Raw genomic sequence first — 19,141 nt, 5'->3', positions numbered from 1 at the left:
GACTTAAACGTGCAGCTAGCTGCACGTTTAAGTCGAACAAACAACCGTCCTATGCGTCCCCTCAAATGGTTTTCGCCTATCGAATTTCTTAATGATAGTGTCCAATATGATTGACAAACCTACACTCAGTAAGATTTAACACTTTTTTTATGCACCTTTTCACACTTTTTGATCATTTCTTAATAAAAAATTCCACCTCTCTGCAAAGCTCGCCATATAGGGTGTATGTTACAGTAGCGGTTACTCCGTTTTCCGTCACATTATCCTCCACTTGCCGGTCTTTAATCTCATAGTCTGAGAGAAAATTTTCCTCATATAAATACGCCTTTTCATGAACGGCGTCAAGTGCCTGCTGTTCTGTCAGGGTGTCTTGTGAAAATTTATATTCTTCAAGTTCGCAGGTGGTTATGCCAAAAGGCATTTCAAGCCCGAAAAGCGACAGAGGAGAATATCTCTGCTCATTTTTCCAGTAACCCTCAGGCTTTGAGAAAAAAAGAGGGATATCAGCGTCAAACACAGTGAAAAAACGCTTTGTATCTCTCTTGCCTGTCGTCTTTTCTGTCTTGTCCTCAAAGGGTTGTGTGAATGTGACAGTGCGCTCAAAAGTGCCTAGTATCTTACCCTTTGAGCGTGCATAGCTTGTCTTTGTTTCAACGTTTTCCTTGCCGTCTATCCAGCTTGATTTTGATGTGATGATCTCACCGCCTACAACGATATCGCCCTTTGTCACACCGCTTCCCACTGGTATCTTTAGCTGTCCGTCATAAACCTCGACTTTTTCGATAACTCCGTTTTCGCAGGCAACAAGATTTGAGGGATAGCGGTTTGACTCACGCTTTGTGTCACCCTCAGTTTCGATAACGTCGATTATCAGCGTGTCACCCTTGCGTGTTATGCCTGCCCATGATATGCCCTCCACTTTTTGCTTTAAGGCACGTTCTGTGACTATAAGATCAATGCTTGGGATATAAGTGCCGGTTTCAACGCCCTCCTCTTTAAGCACCGACATAACGCCTTTTCTGATATTTTCATCATCACTGAGTATGTCAAACCTCACCACCACGTTTGATAGATAGAAGCACGAAAGCATGACAGCCGCAGTGCCTATGACAAGTCCTCCTCTTCCGAAAAAACGTTTTGCAAGAACAAAGCTTCCGTGACGTTTTGTGGCGGTGTATTCAAGCCCAAGTTCATCGCATAGTCTTTCAAGTGCCTTACAGTGTTCCGCAGGCATACGCAAAGTGAGCTTTCCGTTCTTTTCACACATTTTGCTAACGGGAAGCTTTTTTGACATTATCCTGCGGAAAAACTTGGTGAAGCTGTCCCCTGTGATAACATAATCTATATAACCGAAAATCATTATCCTCTCTCCCTGATACTTCTTGACACAAGCTTGACCGACTCTATTTTTCCTCTTATCTCCACGCTGTCGGAGCAGAAATTTGACATTGTTAGTCCGCTGCCCCATATCTCTATCTCAAAAGAGCCTGTCAGCACCTTTGCCATTATCTCGCTGCACTCAACTATCTGCTTGCAGTTTTCGATAACGGCGGCTCTGTCGTCAGTTATGCTTATGTATGAGCTTAGTGCGGTCAATTCTTTTGTCATGCCGAAAAAGCTTAAAAATGGTATCTTCTTCATTTTTGCGTCCTCCGTTCATTGTCTTATGCTTAATTATATTATTAGACAGACTGACATATACTTAAAAAGTAAAAGTAGGGAGGTAATAAAAATGTTGAAAAGACTTGCAAAGGAGCTTTGCGTATACATACTTGCGGGGGTGGTCATATGGTTCTGCATTATCACCATATCAGGGGGCGAGAGCGTAAAGCTTGGTATCTCCGAAGCCGTTGACCGCTGTATGAATATCATAATCCCGTCGCTGTTTGTTTTTATGGCATTGTCACAGATACTTGTTTCAAGTGGGCTTTACTACTGCGTTTCAATGCCTTTTTATCCTATATCGAGATTTATAATGGGCATACCGCCTCAGCTTTTCTTTGTATTTCTTCTTGGCAATACCGCAGGCTATCCTGTGGGAGTAAAGCTTCTTTCGGATCTGTGTCAGAGAAAGATAATATCCCAGCGTACTGCAAAGATAATGTCCTGCTTTTGCTGCTGTGGAGGGCCTGCTTTTTATTCTGGTACAGTGGGTCTTGCGGTGTTTGGTTGTACAGGAGCAGGCATTGCAGTGTTCGTATCCATACTAGCGGCAAATTTTCTCACTGCACTTGTTCTCGGCAGAGCTATAAATGAGGATAAGAAAACATCAAAGCCGACTTTCAGACTTGACGGCAGAATGTTCACCGACAGCGTTATCTCAGCAGGAAAGTCACTTTTTGTTATCTGCGTTATGATAGTCTTTTTCGGAGCGTTTATGTCCTCTCTTGAATACTGCGGAGCGTTCTGCTTTCTGAAAGATGCGTTTTCACTGTCAGAAAACGGACTTGTGCTTGTGAAAAGCTGTCTTGAAATAACCTCTCTCACTGAGCTTTCGGGAAGTCCATTTTATCTTCTGCCATTTATAGCCGCTGTCTGCTCCTTCGGTGGTCTGTGTGTGATTATACAAATAGCTGCACTTGGCGTGGATTTCTCCCTTGTGCCGTTTTTTATCTCACGTTTGACATCAGCCTTTTTGTCTGCTGTCATATGCCGTTTTATCTATCCTTTCTTTATTCCTGATTCAGTTTTGACTTCTGTTACAAATAATGTTAAATTCGTCAAAGTGAACAATTTTGTTCCCTCGTTTTGCTTGATTATGATGATTTTATTACTAACTTTGAAGAAAAGACTAGCATTTTCTAAAACAGTATGATATAATTAATAACAAATGAAAAAAGATTAACTTATCTTAAAGGAGTTGTATAAATCATGGCAAAGAAGAGCTATTTTGGTAACAGAATTTCACCGTCATGTTCTTACTGCCTTTTCGGCAACAGATCAAGAGAAGGAAATAAGGTCCTTTGTGAGAAGCAGGGTCTGGTAGACGCTGATTATAGCTGTAAGAAGTGGGTCTATGATCCTATCAAGCGTGTTCCAAAGAAACAGCTTAACATTCCAAATCAGGAAGACGATGTTATCTGATACATAAAATATGCCGTACATTTTTTGGTGTACGGCTTTTATATTGCAAAAGATCCGCAGGGCGAAACAAAACGCCCTGCGGATCTTTCTATTTTATATCCTTATATCTTTTTTATCTTCGTGTAATTTGCCATTATCTTCTTTGTGCCACGATTATCGAATGCTATCTCAACAAGAGTATCGTTAGCCATAGGTTTTGAACTTAAAACAGTGCCTTCACCGAATATCTTGTGCAAAACTCTGTCGCCTGGTGCGAAAGTTTCAGTATTAACAGAAAAATTGCTCTTATCAGCCTTTCGCTGAGCCAATTGCTGTTGCAGGCTCATGCTGTGAGGCTTTTCATAGCCGTTGAGATAAGGTGAAGCCTTTGTTTCCTCGGCTTGCTTTTCTATGCAATCGGCAGGAAGCTCTTTTATAAAGCGTGATATCCTGTTTCTGTCAGTGCGACCGTAAAGCATACGTTCCTCTGCATGGGTAAGATAAAGCTTTTCCTTTGCTCGTGTTACTGCAACATAGGCGAGTCTGCGCTCCTCTTCCGTGTCAGCCTCCGATTCAAGACTTCTTGATGACGGGAAGATGTTGTCCTCCATGCCTACCATGAAAACTATGGGGAACTCAAGGCCCTTTGCAGAGTGCATTGTCATAAGCACAACATAGTCAGCATCAGAGTCGAGATTGTCAACGTCAGTGTAAAGTGATATTTCTTCCAAAAATCCCGACAGCGACGGCTCGTCAGCATTTTCTTCATAGCTTGACATGGTGGATTTAAGCTCGTTGATGTTTTCAAGACGTGTAAGACCCTCGTCGCCCTGCATTTCAAGATGACGCTTGTAGCCTGTCATATCAAGAAGCTTGTCCAAAAGCTCCGCAAGTGGCAGAGTGTCAGAAAGCTCAGTAAGCTCTGAGAGCATATCTCCCACAGGCATAAGCTGTTTTGAACGCTTCACAAGGGGAGCAAGCATATCGGCTTCCTGCATGATGTGGATAGGTGAATCCCCAAGGTCTGAGGTTATCTGCTCAAGAGCGTTTACAGTGGCTTCACCGATACCACGTTTCGGCTCGTTGATTATTCTTCTCAGACGGAGAAAGTCAAAATGGTTGTTTATTACAGAGAGATAAGCGAGGATATCCTTTATTTCCTTTCTGTCATAGAATTTCAGACCGCCTATTATTTTATATGGTATTCCACTTTGTATGAACGTCTGCTCCAAAGCGTTTGACTGTGCGTTCATTCGGTAGAGTATAGCATGGTCATTGTATTTTCTGCCCTTGTTTATGTCCTCTAAAATAGTGTCAGCCACGAATTTTGCTTCACTGCGCTCGCTTGAAGCCTTGTATACTGTGACCTTTTCACCGTCACCCGAAGCTGTCCACAGATTTTTGCCCTTTCTGCCCTGATTGTTGCTTATAAGCTGATTTGCGCAGTTAAGAATGTTCTGCGTTGAACGGTAATTCTGTTCAAGCTTTATAACATCAGTGTCAGCATTGCAGTCGAACTGCTCCTCGAAGTTGAGGATGTTCTCGATAGTCGCACCACGGAACTTATAGATACTCTGGTCGTCATCACCCACAACGCACAGGTTGTTATACTTCTGTGACAGCAGCGAAACAAGTCTGAACTGAGCCTTGTTGGTGTCCTGATACTCGTCTACCATTATATATTTATACAAGTTCTGATAGTGGTCGAGGACGTCAGGAAACTGCTCAAAAAGCTTGACTGTGTGGCAGATCATGTCGTCAAAGTCCATAGCGTTTGCGGCTTTGAGCTTCTTCTGATAGTGCTTGTATACCTTGCCTATGGTCAGATTACGATAATCTCCTGCGGCTGAGGCGATGTATTCATCAGGCTCTTGGAGCAGGTCTTTAGCGTGGGATATCTCGCTGAGTATCGTTCTCGGTGGAAACATCTTCTCGGATATGCCAAGCTCTCTCAATATGCTTTTTACAGTTCTCTGAGAATCGTCAGAATCATAAATGGTGAAACTGCTTGAAAATCCAAGCTTGTCACATTCACGCCTGAGTATCCTTGCGCAGGCGGAGTGGAAAGTCGCCGCTGTAATGCCTTGACCTGCCTCTCCCAACATTCCTGCAAGACGTTCTTTAAGCTCGCCTGCCGCCTTGTTTGTGAACGTGATAGCAAGTATGCTCCACGGCTTTATGCAGTCATATGCTACAATGTCTGCGAGGGTAGAAGCGTCATTTGTCTTGCCGTCAATGTAGTCTTTGAGAAACTGTATGTCCTGCTCAGAGGGCGTGCCGTAGGTCTGCTCTGTGTTGTATGCGTTGCCGAAGTATATCATGTTTGCGATGCGGTTTACCAAAACAGTGGTCTTGCCGCTTCCTGCTCCTGCCAGTATAAGGAGAGGTCCTTTTATTTTGAACACAGCCTTGCGCTGTTGGTCGTTCATTCGTGAAAAATATTTTTCAAGTGCTTTTCTTTTAAGAGCCGTAAACTGCTCCATTATATACACCTCCGTAAAATTTATTTTATGCCGTATCCTACATTATAGCATATTTTTTCTATCTTGAAAAGGGCGGCGGCAAATTTTTTTCACATGAATAACAGTGGGTATGTTTTCCAATAATACATTAAATCAAATATTATGAACGGAGGAACATATATGAAAGCTGTTGTTTTATGCGGAGGACGTGGAGAAAGATTGATGCCCATGACAGACAGGCGACCTGCGGCTCTTCTGAGATTATGCGGAAAAGAAATTTTGCTTTTTACTCTTGAAATGCTGGAGAAAGCAGGCTTTGAAGAAGCTGTCCTTGCAGTGGGCTATGGCTCTGAACAGGTAGAAAGGCTTCTTGACGAAAAATACTCAGGTAAGATAAAGCTCCATATGATAAACACCGCAGGCAAAAGCACTGTGCAGGCTGTTAGAACAGCAATGTGCGATGAAACAGAAATTCTTGCCGTGGAATGTAACTGTATATGCATTCACCCTCTTGATGAGATTATAAAAGTTCATTTGAGCCACGATACCTTTTGTACGGCTCTGACTTATGATACTGAAAACAAACCTGCTGGCATATATATAGTGAAAAGAGAGCTTTTTGATAGTTTTAATCCTGAAAAGCCCATGGATATGACGGAGGATATTATCCCAGAGGCTGTGAAAAGTGGCGAAGCTGTCCTGCTTGACGGAAAAGGCTATTATAAAAGGATAACCACGCCTGAGGCTTTTCTCGATTGTCAAAGGCATATGCTTTACAACGAAAATATGTCACAAAGGCTGACAGAAAATAATTTCAGCGGTGCGGCAATAGGTGAGCCTGTTTATATAGGAGAGAACGTTTCTGTCATGTCAGGGTCGGTCATAGAAAGCGGAAGCGTCATAGACAATAACGCTGTTGTAAAGGGCGGCAAGGTGAACGGATATGTTGGCATAGGCTCGGTGATATCTGAACGCTGTGATATAAACAGTGCAGTGGTATGCCGTGGGGCTGTCCTTGACAGCGGTGTGAAGTGCGGTGAATATTCCGTCATAGGCGAAAAGGCTCATATCGCAAGTGAAGCCGTCATTGAAAAAGGCGTGGGCATATGGTCTGGAAAAAATGTTGAAAAGGGCGCAAGGCTTTATGAAAACGTGAAAAGATCATCTGACAGCCGACTTGTCATAGACGAAAACGGCGAGTGCAGTTTGTGGGGCGGTGAAGCCACAGCGCAAAAGGCTATGCTTTTTGGACTTTGTGCCGCAAGCGCCGCAAAAAAAGGCGGAAGTATAGTGACAGCCTATGGCTCTGACGAAAGCCTTTTGCTCAAACAAGCCCTTGACTGCGGCATATGTCAGGCAGGAGTGAACGTTTACAGTATAGGCAGAGCAGGCATTTCAGAGCTTTCTTATGCTGTAAACAGATTTGGCGGAGAGTTTGGCATACTCATTGGCACAAACATTTCAGGTCATGCAAGGCTTATTTCGGCAGGGGGAATGTTGCCTGATGAAAAGCTTCTTGACCGCATTGGAAGCATAGCTGACGACAGAGCTTATCGCAGTGTGGGGCTTTCTCAGACGGGTCGTGTGACAGATTTTTCAGCGGTGAGGGAGATATACGTCGCAGAGCTTGAAAAAATACTCCCTGACCGATTTAAAGGCGTAAATGTGGATATCCGCACATATGATGTTAAAAAGGCGACCATTGCCGACAGACTCTTTCACGGCAGGAACGATATAGACGGTGAGCGTATAATATTCAATCTTTCCGCAGACGGCACAAAAGTATCAGCTTACAGTGAGAAAACAAGCTATGTCATGTGGGAAAAACTGGTGGCAATGTATGCAGGGGTGTGCTTTGAAAAGGGGCTTGCGGTGGCATTGCCTGAGAATTTCCCCTCTAATGCCGATGCCACTGCTGAAGTCCACTGTGGCAGGCTTTACCGATACGAAAACAATGCTGACATAGCAAAGGACGTTGCCGTTTCAACCCATAATATGTTTGCCTATGACGGACTTTACCTTGCGTCAGCGGTAACGTCTTATCTGTCAGAGCAGGGGATAACGCTACAAAAAGCTCTCTGTGATGTGCCTGACGCATACACTTCAAGCCGATTTGTGGGCATAACAATGAGCCGTGAAAACAAGGAAAAGATATTTTCAGAGCTTGGCTGTTCGGTAGAGGGAGAGATAACAATGGGCAAGACACACGCAGTTATCAGACCGCTGAGGGATAAAAAAGGTATAACAGTGTTTGCAGAAAGCGTGAGCTGCGAGCAGGCGGCTGCCTTTTGCGAGGATATAACAAGCAGGATAAAGGGCATATTTAGATAAATGTAATAAATTGCTATTGACATTGAGACGAAAATGGAGTACAATATAATCAGATATTTTTGTTCGGACAAAGGCGGCTCATGCCGCTGTATTTAAACTGCGTTCATCACACCATTTTGTCTTTCTTTGAGGCTTTAAGCGTTTTTGACAGCACATGATAATAAAGCCCAAACGCAGCGGTATATTGAATCTAAACGGAAAAATCGAATATTATTTGAGCATGATAAAATGCAGCAGGAAGGAGATAATTGCTCCTGCCGTATGTTTGTGTTGCTTTTTTGCGGCATTTTGTGCCTTTGAAGGCTTAAAAGCGGAGTACAGCAGGGCAAAGTACATTATTTTATGAACGAAAAGAACAACACAGTAAAAAATCCTACACAAAAACGTTTTTTTAGAAAAAAACAGAACAAGAGCGAGATACCTCTGGCTCAGGCTTCAAAAGAGCTTGACCGTGTAAAAAGTCAGAGAGCTTCGGGCAGTGTGAAAAAAACACTTCAGCCGAGAAATGAAACTCCACAGAGAAAACCGCAGAATACTCAGCAAAGACGTCCAAGACCTGCGGCGAACAGAGTGAAAGAGCCTGTAAGAAGAACGCCTGTGAAGATAATCCCTCTTGGCGGTCTTAACGAGATAGGCAAGAATTTCACTGTTATCGAGTGTTCAAACGATATGTTCGTTATCGACTGCGGATTAGCTTTTCCTGACAGTGAAATGCCTGGCGTTGATATTGTTATCCCTGATTTCTCATACGTCGAGAAAAATCAGGAAAAGCTCAGGGGCGTTGTGCTTACACATGGTCATGAGGATCATATAGGCGGTCTGCCATATTTTCTGAAAAAATTCAACGTGCCTGTTTACGGCACAAGGCTTACGCTTGGTCTTGTTGAGGGCAAGCTGAAAGAGCATGGGCTTTTAGGAACTGTAAAACTCAACGTTGTAACGCCAAGACAGACAGTTAAGCTTGGCTGTATGGCGGTGGAGTTTATAAGAGTAAATCACTCTATCCCTGATGCCGTGGGAATGGCTATCCATACCCCTGCTGGTGTGCTTATCCATACTGGCGACTTTAAGGTAGACTATACACCTATCGAGGGCGGTATAATCGACCTGCCTAGATTTGCAGAGCTTGGAAACAAGGGCGTTTTGGCTCTTATGGCTGACTCTACAAACGCTGAAAGACCCGGCTATACCATGAGCGAGCGCAAGGTTGGCGAAAGCTTTGTGAAGCTTTTCAACAAGGCTGAGGGCAAGAGGATAATCATTGCCACTTTCGCTTCAAACGTTCACAGAGTTCAGCAGATAATAAATAACGCTGTCACACACGGCAGAAAAGTGGCTGTGTCAGGCAGAAGTATGGTGAATGTTATCTCAAAGGGCATCGAGCTTGGCTATCTTAAAGTGCCTGACGGTGTGCTTGTGGATATCGACACTATATCGAGATATGCACCTGAAAAAATGGTCATCGTCACAACGGGAAGTCAGGGCGAGCCTATGTCGGCGCTTACAAGAATGTCGGCAAACGAGCATAGGAACGTTACTATCACTCCTATGGACTTTATCATAATCTCGGCTAATCCTATCCCCGGCAATGAAAAGTATGTCACAAAGGTAGTAAACGACCTTATGAGATTGGGTGCAGAGGTAATATATGAGTCAATGTACGAGGTGCACGTTTCAGGACACGCTTGTCAGGAAGAGCAGAAATTATTGCTTTCTATCACAAAGCCAAAGTTCTTTATCCCTGTACACGGTGAGTATAAACATCTTATGAAGCATAGAGATACGGCACTTTCTGTGGGAATCCCTGAGAGCAATATAATCATTGCTGATATAGGCAACGTTATCGAAACAGACGGCGTTGACATGAAGATAATAGGACAAGTGCCTGCAGGCAAGGTACTTGTGGACGGTCTTGGCGTTGGCGATGTTGGCGCAATAGTTCTCCGTGACAGAAAACATCTTGCTCAGGACGGACTTATCATTGCCGTGGCAACTATCGACAGGGCTTCGGGAGATATCCTTGCAGGGCCTGACGTGGTTTCAAGAGGCTTTGTGTATGTAAGAGAGAGCGAGGAGCTTATGACTGAAGCTCAGAAGCTTCTTACCGAAACACTTCAGGATTGTCTTGATAGGAATATGAAGGATTGGAATACCATAAAGGGCAGAATGAAGGACAATCTTTCGGACTTTATCTTCACAAAGACAAAGAGAAGTCCTATGATTTTGCCGATAATAATGGAATTATGACCGTCTGACAACAGTGCGGTTGTTTATAGAAATGCAGGAGCTTTAAAATGAAAAGTAACAACGGATTACAGATCATAATAAGAATAACAGTGTGCGTTACCATGCTTTCGTCACTTATAGGCGCTTTTATGCTGCATTCTACTCCGTCTCACAGAGAGTCGGGCAGTGTGCTTATCCTAGTGTCTGTGGCGGCGGCTGTATTGTGGGTGCTTGAAGAAGTGGTTTTCCACAATCACACTCGCAAGTATGTGGCAAAGCTTTCCACGATGATCTCAAAGACGGAGAGAGATTCTCTCCTGAATTTTCCTGCTCCTGCTATAATAATCGACAGCGAAAACGTCATAGTGTGGTATAACAGACTTTTTGGCAGACAGGTCTACTCTGAGGAAGAGGCTTACGGCATTGACCTCACTGAGCTTATGAACATTGATATGGACAAGATATATTCCTCTGACGGCGACCTTGTGTGCATAAACGCCCATTTTTATAAGGCGAAGGCTATACACACCGATGTGAACGGTGAGCTTTCAATGGTCTATTTCAATGACGTTACCGATTATGTGGAGCTTGAATATGAGTTCAGAATGTCCCACAAAACGGTAATAATCATAACTATCGACAACTTTGACGAGCTTATGTCAAATATCAGAGAGAGCGAAAAGGCTCACGTTGTTGTTGAGATAGAAAAGCTCATAGAGGAATTTTTGGAGAATACTACTGCGGTGTCGAAGAAAGTAGCAAGCGACAAGTTCTATGTTTATATGGAGGAACGCCACCTTGCACCTATAATCGAGCAGAGATTTAAGATACTCGAGCAGGCAAGAAAAATAGCTGTTGGCGAGCGTTCTAACCTTACATTGTCCATAGGTGTGGGCAGAGATGGTGCAAACCTTGCGGAGAGCGAGAAGTTTGCAAAGCAGGCTCTCGAAATGTGTCTTGGACGTGGCGGAGATCAGGCGGCTGTCAAGGAGGACGGTGAGTTCAAGTTCTTCGGCGGCATTTCTTCTGCACCTGACAAGAACAATAAGACCCGTATCCGTATGGTGGCAAAGGCTATGCTGGAGCTTATCTGCAACCACGATAAGGTGCTCATAATGGGTCACCGATTTGGCGATCTTGACAGCGTAGGCTCTGCAACAGGCTTCTGCTGTGCTATCAGAAACATGGTAAAAGAAGCTTACGTTGTGGTAGACCCTGAGCAGAATTTGTCGAAAACGCTTATAAATTACATAAACGAAAACGAGTCAGAGCATTATTACATAACCCCTCAGGAGGGTCTTGAAAGACTTGACGATAACACGCTTCTTGTGGTAACTGATACCCATAACCCTGCACTGGTGGAGTCAAAGGAGATACTTGCAAGGGCGAAAAATGTGGTAGTTATCGACCACCACAGAAGAATGGTGAACGGTATCGAGCCGACTATCATGTCATTCTTAGAGCCGAATGCGTCATCAGCCTGCGAGCTTGTGACCGCTCTTATCGAGTATTTCGGCGAGGATTCCAATATCACAGTCCATGCGGCGGAAGCTCTGCTTGCGGGAATAATGCTGGATACAAAGAATTTCATTATGAAAACAGGTGTAAGCACTTTTGAAGCGGCAGCATTTTTGAAGAAAAAGGGCGCTGATACCATAGCTGTCAAAAAGCTTTTTGCAAACTCTATCGAGACTTATCATCAAAAATCGTCGCTTATAAACAGTGCTCACCTTTATAAAGAGTGCGCAGTGGCTTATACAGAGGAAAGCTTCTCTGAAATAAGGATAGCGGCTTCACAGGCGGCAGACGAGCTGCTTGGTATAACAGGCGTAAAAGCTTCGTTCGTTATCTATGAAACGAACGGTGTGATAAATATCTCTGCACGAAGCATGGGTGCTTGTAATGTGCAGATCGTCATGGAGTCTTTGGGTGGCGGCGGTCATCTTACTATGGCGGCAACTCAGCTCAACTGTTCAATGAATGAGGCGAGAAAACGCCTTGCAGACGCCATTGACGAATACTGGGAAAATAATTCGCAGGAATAAAAAAAGAAAGGCAGAGTGAATAATATGAAAGTTATTTTGTTAAAAGATGTAAAGGGTTCAGGCAAACAGGGAGATATCATCAACGTTGCAGACGGATATGCAAGAAATTTTCTTATCGGAAAGGGTCTTGCACTTGAAGCTACAGCTAAAAACCTTAATGACCTTGCAGGCAAAAAGGCTTCCGCTCAGCACAAGATAGATGTTGAAACAGCCGACAATAAAGCTATCGCAGAGAAAATAAAGGATAAGGAAGTTCTGGTAAAGGCTAAGGCAGGTCAGGGCGGAAAGCTCTTTGGCGCAGTTACAGCAAACGTTATTTCAGATTGCCTCAAGGCTCAGTATGGCGTTGTTATCGAGAAGAAGAAGATAAATCTTGCAGCCGAGATAAAGGCTTTCGGTGACTATACTGCACAGATAAAGCTTACTCATGGCGTATCATGCAGCATTAAAGTAAAGGTCGTTGAGGAGTAATCATGGCTGATAATTTCCGTGGGCTTACCACAGGAGCGACCCTTGGCAGGGAGCTGCCATTTTCTCAGGAGGCTGAGGAAGCCGTTCTGGGAGGAGTTCTTCGTGATCCTTCGGTGCTTCCGAAGGTCATTGAGATACTAAAGCCTGAAAGCTTTTATCGTCCACAGCATCAGCAGCTTTTCACCATAATAGTGAGGATGTTCACCACAGGCAGCAAAGAGGACCTTATCACGGTAATTAATGAAGCCGTCACAATGGGTGTTTTTGAAACGTCTGCAATGGCTAAGAATTATCTTCTTGGTATTATGGAAATGGTGCCGTCAACGGATAATATCGAGAGTTATTGCAAGATAATCGAGGAAAAAGCAAGGGTAAGGTCGCTTATAAATGCCGCTAATCAGATTCTTGAAAAGGCGTATGACGGCGGTGAGGATTCTCAGACGCAGCTTGACGCTGCCGAGCAGTCTATATTTGAGATAAGACAGGGCAGAGATGTTCAGGGTCTTACACGAATAAGCGACGTTATCGTTGATACATTCGAGCATTTGCAGGAGATATCAGGTCCTGACGCAGGTGAACATCTTGGCGCAAAGACAGGCTTTGGCCAGCTTGACGCAATCACAACAGGTCTTAACAGAACTGACCTTATCATCATCGCTGCACGTCCTGCAATGGGAAAATCTGCATTTGCACTTAATATTGCGGTGAATACCTGCAAGGCGACAAAGCGTGACGTTGTTATATTCTCTCTCGAAATGGGTAAGGAACAGCTCGTGTCCCGTATGCTCGCTTCAGAGGCACTTGTTAATAATACCCTGCTTAGGTCGGGCAATCTTGAACCTTCCGATTGGGAGAAGATAGCAGGTGCGGCAGATACGCTGTCACAGCTTCCTATATATTTTGATGACGGTGCAGGCTGTACAGTGCCGCAGATGAAAGCAAAGCTCAGAAGAATGAGAAATCTTGGACTTGTGGTCATCGACTACATACAGCTCATGCAATCAGCAAATAAAAACGCCAGCCGTGTTGAGGCGGTGTCTGAAATAACACGTTCCTTGAAGCTTATGGCTAAGGAGCTTAATGTGCCTGTTATCGCACTTTCACAGCTTTCCCGTAGCTCAGAGAAGCGTGACGATAAAAGACCTATCCTTTCAGACTTGCGAGAATCAGGTTCTATCGAGCAGGACGCTGATATCATCATGTTCCTCTATCGTGACGCTTACTACAGCGATGAGGGCGACAAGTCGGTGGCTGAGTGTATAGTTGCGAAAAACCGTCACGGACAGACAGATAAGGTGCAGCTTGGCTGGATAGGCGAATATACCCTGTTCAGAGGTCTTGATTTCAGGAGAGATGATGAATAATTTTCTTGTAAAGGTAGCTTCTACCATAGAGAAATTTAATATGGCAAATAAGAGCGAACGCTTGCTTGTGTGCCTCTCAGGAGGTGCCGACAGCGTTACGCTCCTTTTGTGTTTATATGAGCTGGGCTATGATGTATGCGCTTGTCATGTCAATCACCACCTTCGTGGGGAGGAAAGCGACAGAGATCAGCATTTTTGTGAAAAGCTTTGCGAGAAGCTTGGGGTCGAGCTGAAGGTGTTTCATGCCGATGTTGTGGGCTACTGCAAGGAACATTCTGTTTCTACCGAAGAGGGGGCAAGAAAGCTTAGATATGACTTTTTCGACAGTATCGGCGCAGACAAGATATGCACAGCACACAGCCTTTCGGATTGCCTTGAAACTGCCATATTCAACCTCGCAAGAGGTACAGGTCTGAAAGGTATTTGCGGAATACCGCCTGTGAGGGGAAATATCATAAGACCGCTTATAAATTGTACTCGTCAGGAAATAGAGGACTTTCTCAAAGAGAGAGGACAGGACTTTGTTACTGACTCCACAAATCTTACTGACGATTATACCAGAAATAAGATTCGCCACCTTGTTGTGCCAAGGCTTGCGGAGCTTAATAGTTCGCTTTTTGGCTCATATTCCATGACAGCTGACAGGCTTAGAACAGACAGTGACTATCTTGAAAGTCAGGGGCTTGAAGCCTTTGAGAAAGCGGTCTTGCCAAAGGGCTATGACGCATTGTGTCTAAGACAGCTCCACGAAAGTGTACGCCGACGTGCAATAATGCACATTCTTGAGAAAGAGGGGCTTACTGTGAGCCATGACAGTATCGAGGATATCGACAGGCTGATACTTGACGTTGGCAAGGCGAACGTCAAGGGCGGAGTTTTTGCGGTCTGCTCAAAAGGTGTGCTCAGCTTTGTAAAGGGCGAGATGCTTGAAAACAGCACTATCAGGAGCGTTAATGTAAGCGGCGAGGGCGTTTATCAGTTCGGCAACAGGGAGATAGAGTTCAAAATCTATCCTTTTGACGGAAAAATCGCAAATGTTCATAAAAAGTTTGCAAATTGTTGTCTGGATTATGATAAAATAAAGGGTGAGATTGTTGTCGAAAATCGCAGAGAGGGCGAGAAGATACGCCTTGTGAACAGAGATTTTGACAGCGATGTGCGAAAGCTGGTGAACAAGTACTTCAGACTTGAGGACAGGAGCAGTGCCGTTATCCTAAAAGATAGTCAGGGCGTTGTTTTCGTTGAAGGAAGCGGTGCGGCTGAAAGGGTGAAGATAGACTCTGAAACCGTTAAAATATTGGCTTTTACCATAAAGTGAGATGAATATCACCCTAAGCTGAAAAGTTTTTTGTGTGAACTTGTATTTTTTCACTTTTCTGTCACATTGATAATATATAATCAGAGAGGTTGTTAGTTAATGAACAATATATCGGTTCTTTATTCTGAGGAAGAGCTTGCATTGTCTGTGAAAAAGCTTGGAGCAGAGATAACTGAAGAGTATAAAGGAAAAAAGCTTCTTGTTGTGTGCGTTCTTAAGGGAGCGTTCGTGTTTACTGCTGATCTTGTAAGAAGTATTGACAACGATATGCAGATCGCTTTTATTACTGCAAAGAGTTATGTTGGCACAAGCTCAACAGGAAATGCTTCAATTTCAGGAGATCATGATTTTATGGGTCTTGACCTGAGAGAGTGGGACGTTTTATTGGTTGAGGATATTCTCGACACAGGAAGAACGCTTTGCGAGTTAAAAAAGAAGTTTGCGTCAATGGGTGCGCCAAGTGTTAAGATAGCTGTTATGCTTGATAAGCCGTCAAGACGTGTTGCAGACATAACACCTGATTTCAAATGCTATGAGATCGAGGACAAATTCGTTGTTGGCTGTGGTCTTGATTATGATGAGAGATATAGAAATCTTCCTTTTATCGGTATAGTTTCCGAATAAGGAGCCAAATATAATACAGAACAAAAGGTTGTGATCGATTGAAAAACAATAATAATGGAAAGACCCTGTTGATCTATCTGCTGGTATCGGTTGCCATAATCTGCGGATTGGTCTATATGCTAACAAGCATGAGCACAAAATCTTCCGACAAAAAATATTCGGAGATAATGGAACAGTTTGACAGCCTGAACGTGTCACAGTTTGAGCTTGACCTTGGCTCCGGACAGCTTAAGTATAAGCTCAAGGGCGAGGATAAGGTATATAGTTATACAGTTCCAAATGTTTCACTGTTTGCAAATGAAGTCCTTGGCGGTGAGGACGCTGAGAACTATCGTAAGAAATATAATACTGAAAATCCAGACGATCCTTTGCAGTATAATCTTATACCGATATCGGATAACAGCTTCTGGCTCAATCTGATACCGACGCTGCTTATGCTGGGCGTTATGATATTCTTCTTTGTGTTCATGATGAAGAATGCAGGCGGCGGAAAGATGTCATCTTTCGGAAAAACAAATGCCAAAATGGCGCCAAGCAGCAAGAAAGCTACCTTTGATGATGTTGCGGGTGCAGACGAGGAAAAGGAAGAACTTAAGGAGATCGTTGATTTTCTCCGTGATAATAAGAAGTATACCGAGATCGGTGCGAGAATACCTAAGGGCGTTCTGCTCCTCGGCCCTCCGGGTACAGGTAAAACCCTTCTCGCAAGAGCCGTTGCAGGCGAAGCAAAAGTTCCATTCTTCTCAATCTCAGGTTCTGACTTCGTTGAGATGTTTGTGGGCGTCGGTGCTTCAAGAGTAAGAGATCTTTTTGAGCAGGCTAAGAAAAACGCTCCTGCTATCATCTTTATAGACGAGATCGACGCAGTGGGTCGACAGAGAGGCGCAGGCCTTGGCGGCGGTCATGACGAGCGTGAGCAGACCCTTAACCAGCTTCTTGTTGAAATGGACGGCTTTGAGGATAACGATTCTGTTATTGTTATGGCTGCAACAAACAGACGTGATATACTTGACCCTGCACTTCTTCGTCCGGGCAGATTTGACCGACAGATACTTGTGGGCTATCCTGACGTTAAGGGCAGAGAAGCTATACTGAAAGTTCACACAAGAAACAAGCCGCTCGCTCCTGACGTTGACCTTGAAACTATTGCAAAATCAACTGTGGGCTTCACAGGTGCAGACCTTGAAAACCTTGTGAACGAGGCTTCGCTCCTTGCGGCAAGAAAGAATAAAAAGGCTATCACCAAAGATGAGCTTGAGGAAGCTTCTATCAAGGTTGTGGCAGGTCCTGAGAAAAAGTCTAAGGTCATCACAGAGGACGAAAAGAAGCTTACCGCTTATCACGAGGGCGGTCATGCACTCTGCACATACTACAGCAAATCACAGGATAAAGTTCATCAGGTATCTATCATACCTAGAGGTCAGGCTGGCGGTTTCACAATGAGCCTGCCTGTCAAGGATAAATCTTATGTTAGCAAGAACGAGATGTACGAAAATATCGTGGTTCTTCTTGGCGGACGTGTTGCTGAAAAGCTGATCCTTGACGATATCTCAACGGGTGCTTCAAATGACCTTGAGAGAGCTACTTCCACAGCTAGAAACATGGTAACACGCTACGGCTTCAGTGACAATCTTGGTCCTGTTGTATACGGTCAGGGCGATCATGAAGTATTTCTTGGCAGGGATTACACTAATACACCAAGCTATTCCGATAACGTTGCGGCTGAGATCGATAATGAGATAAGAACTCTTATTGAAAGTGCATTTACTGACGCTGAAAAGATACTCAACGAGCATATGGATAAGCTTCATGTTGTGGCTAAGTATCTTATGAAATATGAAAAGGTTGACGGTGCAACATTTGAGAAGCTTATGAATGGCGAGCTTACAGAAAGCGAGTTCATGGGCGAACCTGATAAAACACCAGAAATCCAGGATACTCCTGAGATAGTTGATGATATTTCAGTTGACGATAATTGATATGGAAGATCAGACGTGTAAAAGCGTCTGATTTTTTTTGATGTCTGCTTGATTTTGCAGTAAGGATAGTGTATAATAAGGGTAACTGTAAAATGCAGTATAGAACGGAGATAGCAAATGAACTTACTTTTTATCGGAGATGTTGTGGGACAAAGCGGCTGTGATTTTCTTGAAAGCAGAATGTATAAGCTGAAGCGTGAATATGATATAGATGTGACCGTGGTGAACGGTGAAAATTCCGCTCAGGGCAATGGTATCACACCGCAGTCTTACAGACAGCTTCTCAACATGGGGGCTGACGTTGTAACGACAGGAAATCATTCTTTCAGACGACGTGAGGCTGAGGAGCTTTATGACACAAACGAGCAACTTTTAAGACCTGCCAATTACCCTGAGGGCGTTATGGGTCATGGAGTGACTTATATCGATATGTGTCCTTATAAGATAGCCGTGGTAAATCTTATGGGAACGATGTATATGGAAGCCGTGGAAAATCCTTTTAACTATGTTGACAAGCTTCTTGAAAGCATTGATACGCCTAATATAATCGTTGATTTTCATGCGGAGGCAACTTCTGAGAAAAAGGCTATGGGCTTTTATCTGCAAAAACGATGCACCGCTGTGCTTGGCACTCATACCCATGTTCAGACGGCTGATGAAACGATCTTAGGCGGACATACCGCCTATATCACCGATGTTGGAATGACAGGTCCTGAGCTTTCCGTACTTGGGGTAGACAGTGATATAGTCATAAATAAGTTCAAATATCGCACCCCTGTGAGGTTTTCAGAAAGCACCAACGATTGCTTTATAAACGGAGTTGTGGTAAAATTTGATGAAAAATCGGGAAAAGCAACAAATATACAGCGTGTTATTAAGCGATAATAACGAAAAGTATTAATAAAGCTTGAAATTTTATTATGTATGTAGTATAATATAGTGTGTATAATAAGTGGGGTAAATTCTTTGAATTTACTTATGGAGGTATTCAAGTGGAAATTCTAAAGGTTTCTTCAAGGTCTGTCCCTAATTCGGTGGCAGGAGCAGTTTCGGGCGTTATCCGTGAAAGCGGTGCAGTTGAGGTACAGGCAGTGGGCGCAGGCGCAGCCAATCAGGCAATCAAGGCTATAGCAATCGCAAGGGGCTATCTTGCACCATTGGGCATTGATCTTATTTGTATCCCTGCATTTGCAAGCGTTTTGATCGACGGTGAGGAAAGAACTGCGATCAAGCTTATTTGTGAAGAAAGATAATAATG

General features: G+C 43.8%; 15 protein-coding genes. 12 read left to right on the top strand and 3 right to left on the bottom strand.

From position 1 onward, the window contains the following. Nucleotides 1-172: 172 nt before the first annotated feature. Together OCV57_RS11350 and OCV57_RS11345 are read right to left on the bottom strand one after the other, a co-directional pair. The gene (locus OCV57_RS11350; RefSeq protein WP_022287810.1) at nucleotides 173-1,360 is read right to left on the bottom strand and encodes a sporulation protein YqfD; all 1,188 of its coding nucleotides are present in this window, start codon (nucleotides 1,358-1,360) and stop codon (nucleotides 173-175) included. Continuing rightward, a complete protein-coding gene (locus OCV57_RS11345; protein WP_022287811.1) occupies nucleotides 1,360-1,641 on the bottom strand; it encodes a YabP/YqfC family sporulation protein in 282 nt (93 codons plus the stop codon). The genes OCV57_RS11350 and OCV57_RS11345 overlap by 1 nt, the downstream gene beginning before the upstream one ends. Nucleotides 1,642-1,732: 91 nt before the next feature. Between OCV57_RS11345 and OCV57_RS11340 the strand changes: the two genes are divergently transcribed. Further along, nucleotides 1,733-2,815, top strand: a complete 1,083-nt coding sequence (locus OCV57_RS11340; protein WP_267301655.1) for a nucleoside recognition protein — start codon at nucleotides 1,733-1,735, stop codon at nucleotides 2,813-2,815. Between the two features lie 56 nt (nucleotides 2,816-2,871). Beyond that, nucleotides 2,872-3,084, top strand: coding sequence for a hypothetical protein (locus OCV57_RS11335; RefSeq protein ID WP_022287813.1), 213 nt, complete (start codon nucleotides 2,872-2,874; stop codon nucleotides 3,082-3,084). A 101-nt stretch (nucleotides 3,085-3,185) separates the two neighbouring features. On the opposite strand, the gene OCV57_RS11330 is transcribed toward OCV57_RS11335, so the two are convergent. Continuing rightward, entirely contained in the window at nucleotides 3,186-5,546 is a 2,361-nt protein-coding gene (locus OCV57_RS11330; protein ID WP_267301654.1) for an ATP-dependent helicase, read from the bottom strand. A 159-nt stretch (nucleotides 5,547-5,705) separates the two neighbouring features. Here OCV57_RS11330 and OCV57_RS11325 point away from each other — a divergent pair, with 159 nt between their 5' ends. From OCV57_RS11325 to OCV57_RS11280, 10 genes are all read left to right on the top strand, one after another. After that, nucleotides 5,706-7,856, top strand: coding sequence for a sugar phosphate nucleotidyltransferase (locus tag OCV57_RS11325; protein ID WP_267301653.1), 2,151 nt, complete (start codon nucleotides 5,706-5,708; stop codon nucleotides 7,854-7,856). A gap of 342 nt (nucleotides 7,857-8,198) precedes the next feature. After that, complete coding sequence (locus OCV57_RS11320; RefSeq protein WP_267301652.1) at nucleotides 8,199-10,103, top strand: ribonuclease J; 1,905 nt, start codon at nucleotides 8,199-8,201, stop codon at nucleotides 10,101-10,103. Between the two features lie 47 nt (nucleotides 10,104-10,150). Continuing rightward, nucleotides 10,151-12,127 carry a DHH family phosphoesterase gene (locus OCV57_RS11315; RefSeq protein WP_267301651.1) on the top strand — a complete coding sequence of 659 codons (1,977 nt, stop codon included), beginning with the start codon at nucleotides 10,151-10,153 and terminating at the stop codon, nucleotides 12,125-12,127. Between the two features lie 24 nt (nucleotides 12,128-12,151). Beyond that, entirely contained in the window at nucleotides 12,152-12,598 is a 447-nt protein-coding gene (rplI, locus tag OCV57_RS11310; protein WP_267301650.1) for a 50S ribosomal protein L9, read from the top strand. A 2-nt stretch (nucleotides 12,599-12,600) separates the two neighbouring features. Continuing rightward, nucleotides 12,601-13,962 (top strand): replicative DNA helicase, encoded by a 1,362-nt coding sequence (gene dnaB / locus OCV57_RS11305; RefSeq protein ID WP_022287819.1) that lies wholly within the window; start codon nucleotides 12,601-12,603, stop codon nucleotides 13,960-13,962. Beyond that, a complete protein-coding gene (gene tilS, locus OCV57_RS11300) occupies nucleotides 13,952-15,280 on the top strand; it encodes a tRNA lysidine(34) synthetase TilS (RefSeq protein ID WP_117924328.1) in 1,329 nt (442 codons plus the stop codon). Before dnaB ends, tilS begins: the two co-directional genes overlap by 11 nt. Nucleotides 15,281-15,379: 99 nt before the next feature. Beyond that, nucleotides 15,380-15,904 (top strand): hypoxanthine phosphoribosyltransferase, encoded by a 525-nt coding sequence (gene hpt, locus OCV57_RS11295; RefSeq protein WP_267301649.1) that lies wholly within the window; start codon nucleotides 15,380-15,382, stop codon nucleotides 15,902-15,904. Nucleotides 15,905-15,942: 38 nt separating this feature from the next. Further along, the gene (gene ftsH / locus OCV57_RS11290) at nucleotides 15,943-17,883 is read left to right on the top strand and encodes an ATP-dependent zinc metalloprotease FtsH (RefSeq protein WP_117858948.1); all 1,941 of its coding nucleotides are present in this window, start codon (nucleotides 15,943-15,945) and stop codon (nucleotides 17,881-17,883) included. A gap of 117 nt (nucleotides 17,884-18,000) precedes the next feature. After that, the gene (locus OCV57_RS11285) at nucleotides 18,001-18,768 is read left to right on the top strand and encodes a TIGR00282 family metallophosphoesterase (protein WP_046440166.1); all 768 of its coding nucleotides are present in this window, start codon (nucleotides 18,001-18,003) and stop codon (nucleotides 18,766-18,768) included. A 107-nt stretch (nucleotides 18,769-18,875) separates the two neighbouring features. Further along, entirely contained in the window at nucleotides 18,876-19,136 is a 261-nt protein-coding gene (locus tag OCV57_RS11280; protein WP_267301648.1) for a stage V sporulation protein S, read from the top strand. Nucleotides 19,137-19,141 lie beyond the last annotated feature (5 nt).

This window comes from Hominimerdicola aceti (genome assembly GCF_025567495.1).
GTDB lineage: Bacteria > Bacillota > Clostridia > Oscillospirales > Ruminococcaceae > Hominimerdicola > Hominimerdicola aceti.
The sequence above is the reverse complement of the archived record's forward strand: the minus strand, read 5'-3'. Positions and strand labels throughout refer to the sequence as shown.

Coding starts and splice junctions, on each gene's coding strand:
- OCV57_RS11350 (WP_022287810.1), bottom strand. CDS start 1,360: ATGATTTTCGGTTATATAGATTATGTTATCACAGGGGACAGCTTCACC.
- OCV57_RS11345 (WP_022287811.1), bottom strand. CDS start 1,641: ATGAAGAAGATACCATTTTTAAGCTTTTTCGGCATGACAAAAGAATTG.
- OCV57_RS11340 (WP_267301655.1), top strand. CDS start 1,733: ATGTTGAAAAGACTTGCAAAGGAGCTTTGCGTATACATACTTGCGGGG.
- OCV57_RS11335 (WP_022287813.1), top strand. CDS start 2,872: ATGGCAAAGAAGAGCTATTTTGGTAACAGAATTTCACCGTCATGTTCT.
- OCV57_RS11330 (WP_267301654.1), bottom strand. CDS start 5,546: ATGGAGCAGTTTACGGCTCTTAAAAGAAAAGCACTTGAAAAATATTTT.
- OCV57_RS11325 (WP_267301653.1), top strand. CDS start 5,706: ATGAAAGCTGTTGTTTTATGCGGAGGACGTGGAGAAAGATTGATGCCC.
- OCV57_RS11320 (WP_267301652.1), top strand. CDS start 8,199: ATGAACGAAAAGAACAACACAGTAAAAAATCCTACACAAAAACGTTTT.
- OCV57_RS11315 (WP_267301651.1), top strand. CDS start 10,151: ATGAAAAGTAACAACGGATTACAGATCATAATAAGAATAACAGTGTGC.
- rplI (WP_267301650.1), top strand. CDS start 12,152: ATGAAAGTTATTTTGTTAAAAGATGTAAAGGGTTCAGGCAAACAGGGA.
- dnaB (WP_022287819.1), top strand. CDS start 12,601: ATGGCTGATAATTTCCGTGGGCTTACCACAGGAGCGACCCTTGGCAGG.
- tilS (WP_117924328.1), top strand. CDS start 13,952: ATGATGAATAATTTTCTTGTAAAGGTAGCTTCTACCATAGAGAAATTT.
- hpt (WP_267301649.1), top strand. CDS start 15,380: ATGAACAATATATCGGTTCTTTATTCTGAGGAAGAGCTTGCATTGTCT.
- OCV57_RS11285 (WP_046440166.1), top strand. CDS start 18,001: ATGAACTTACTTTTTATCGGAGATGTTGTGGGACAAAGCGGCTGTGAT.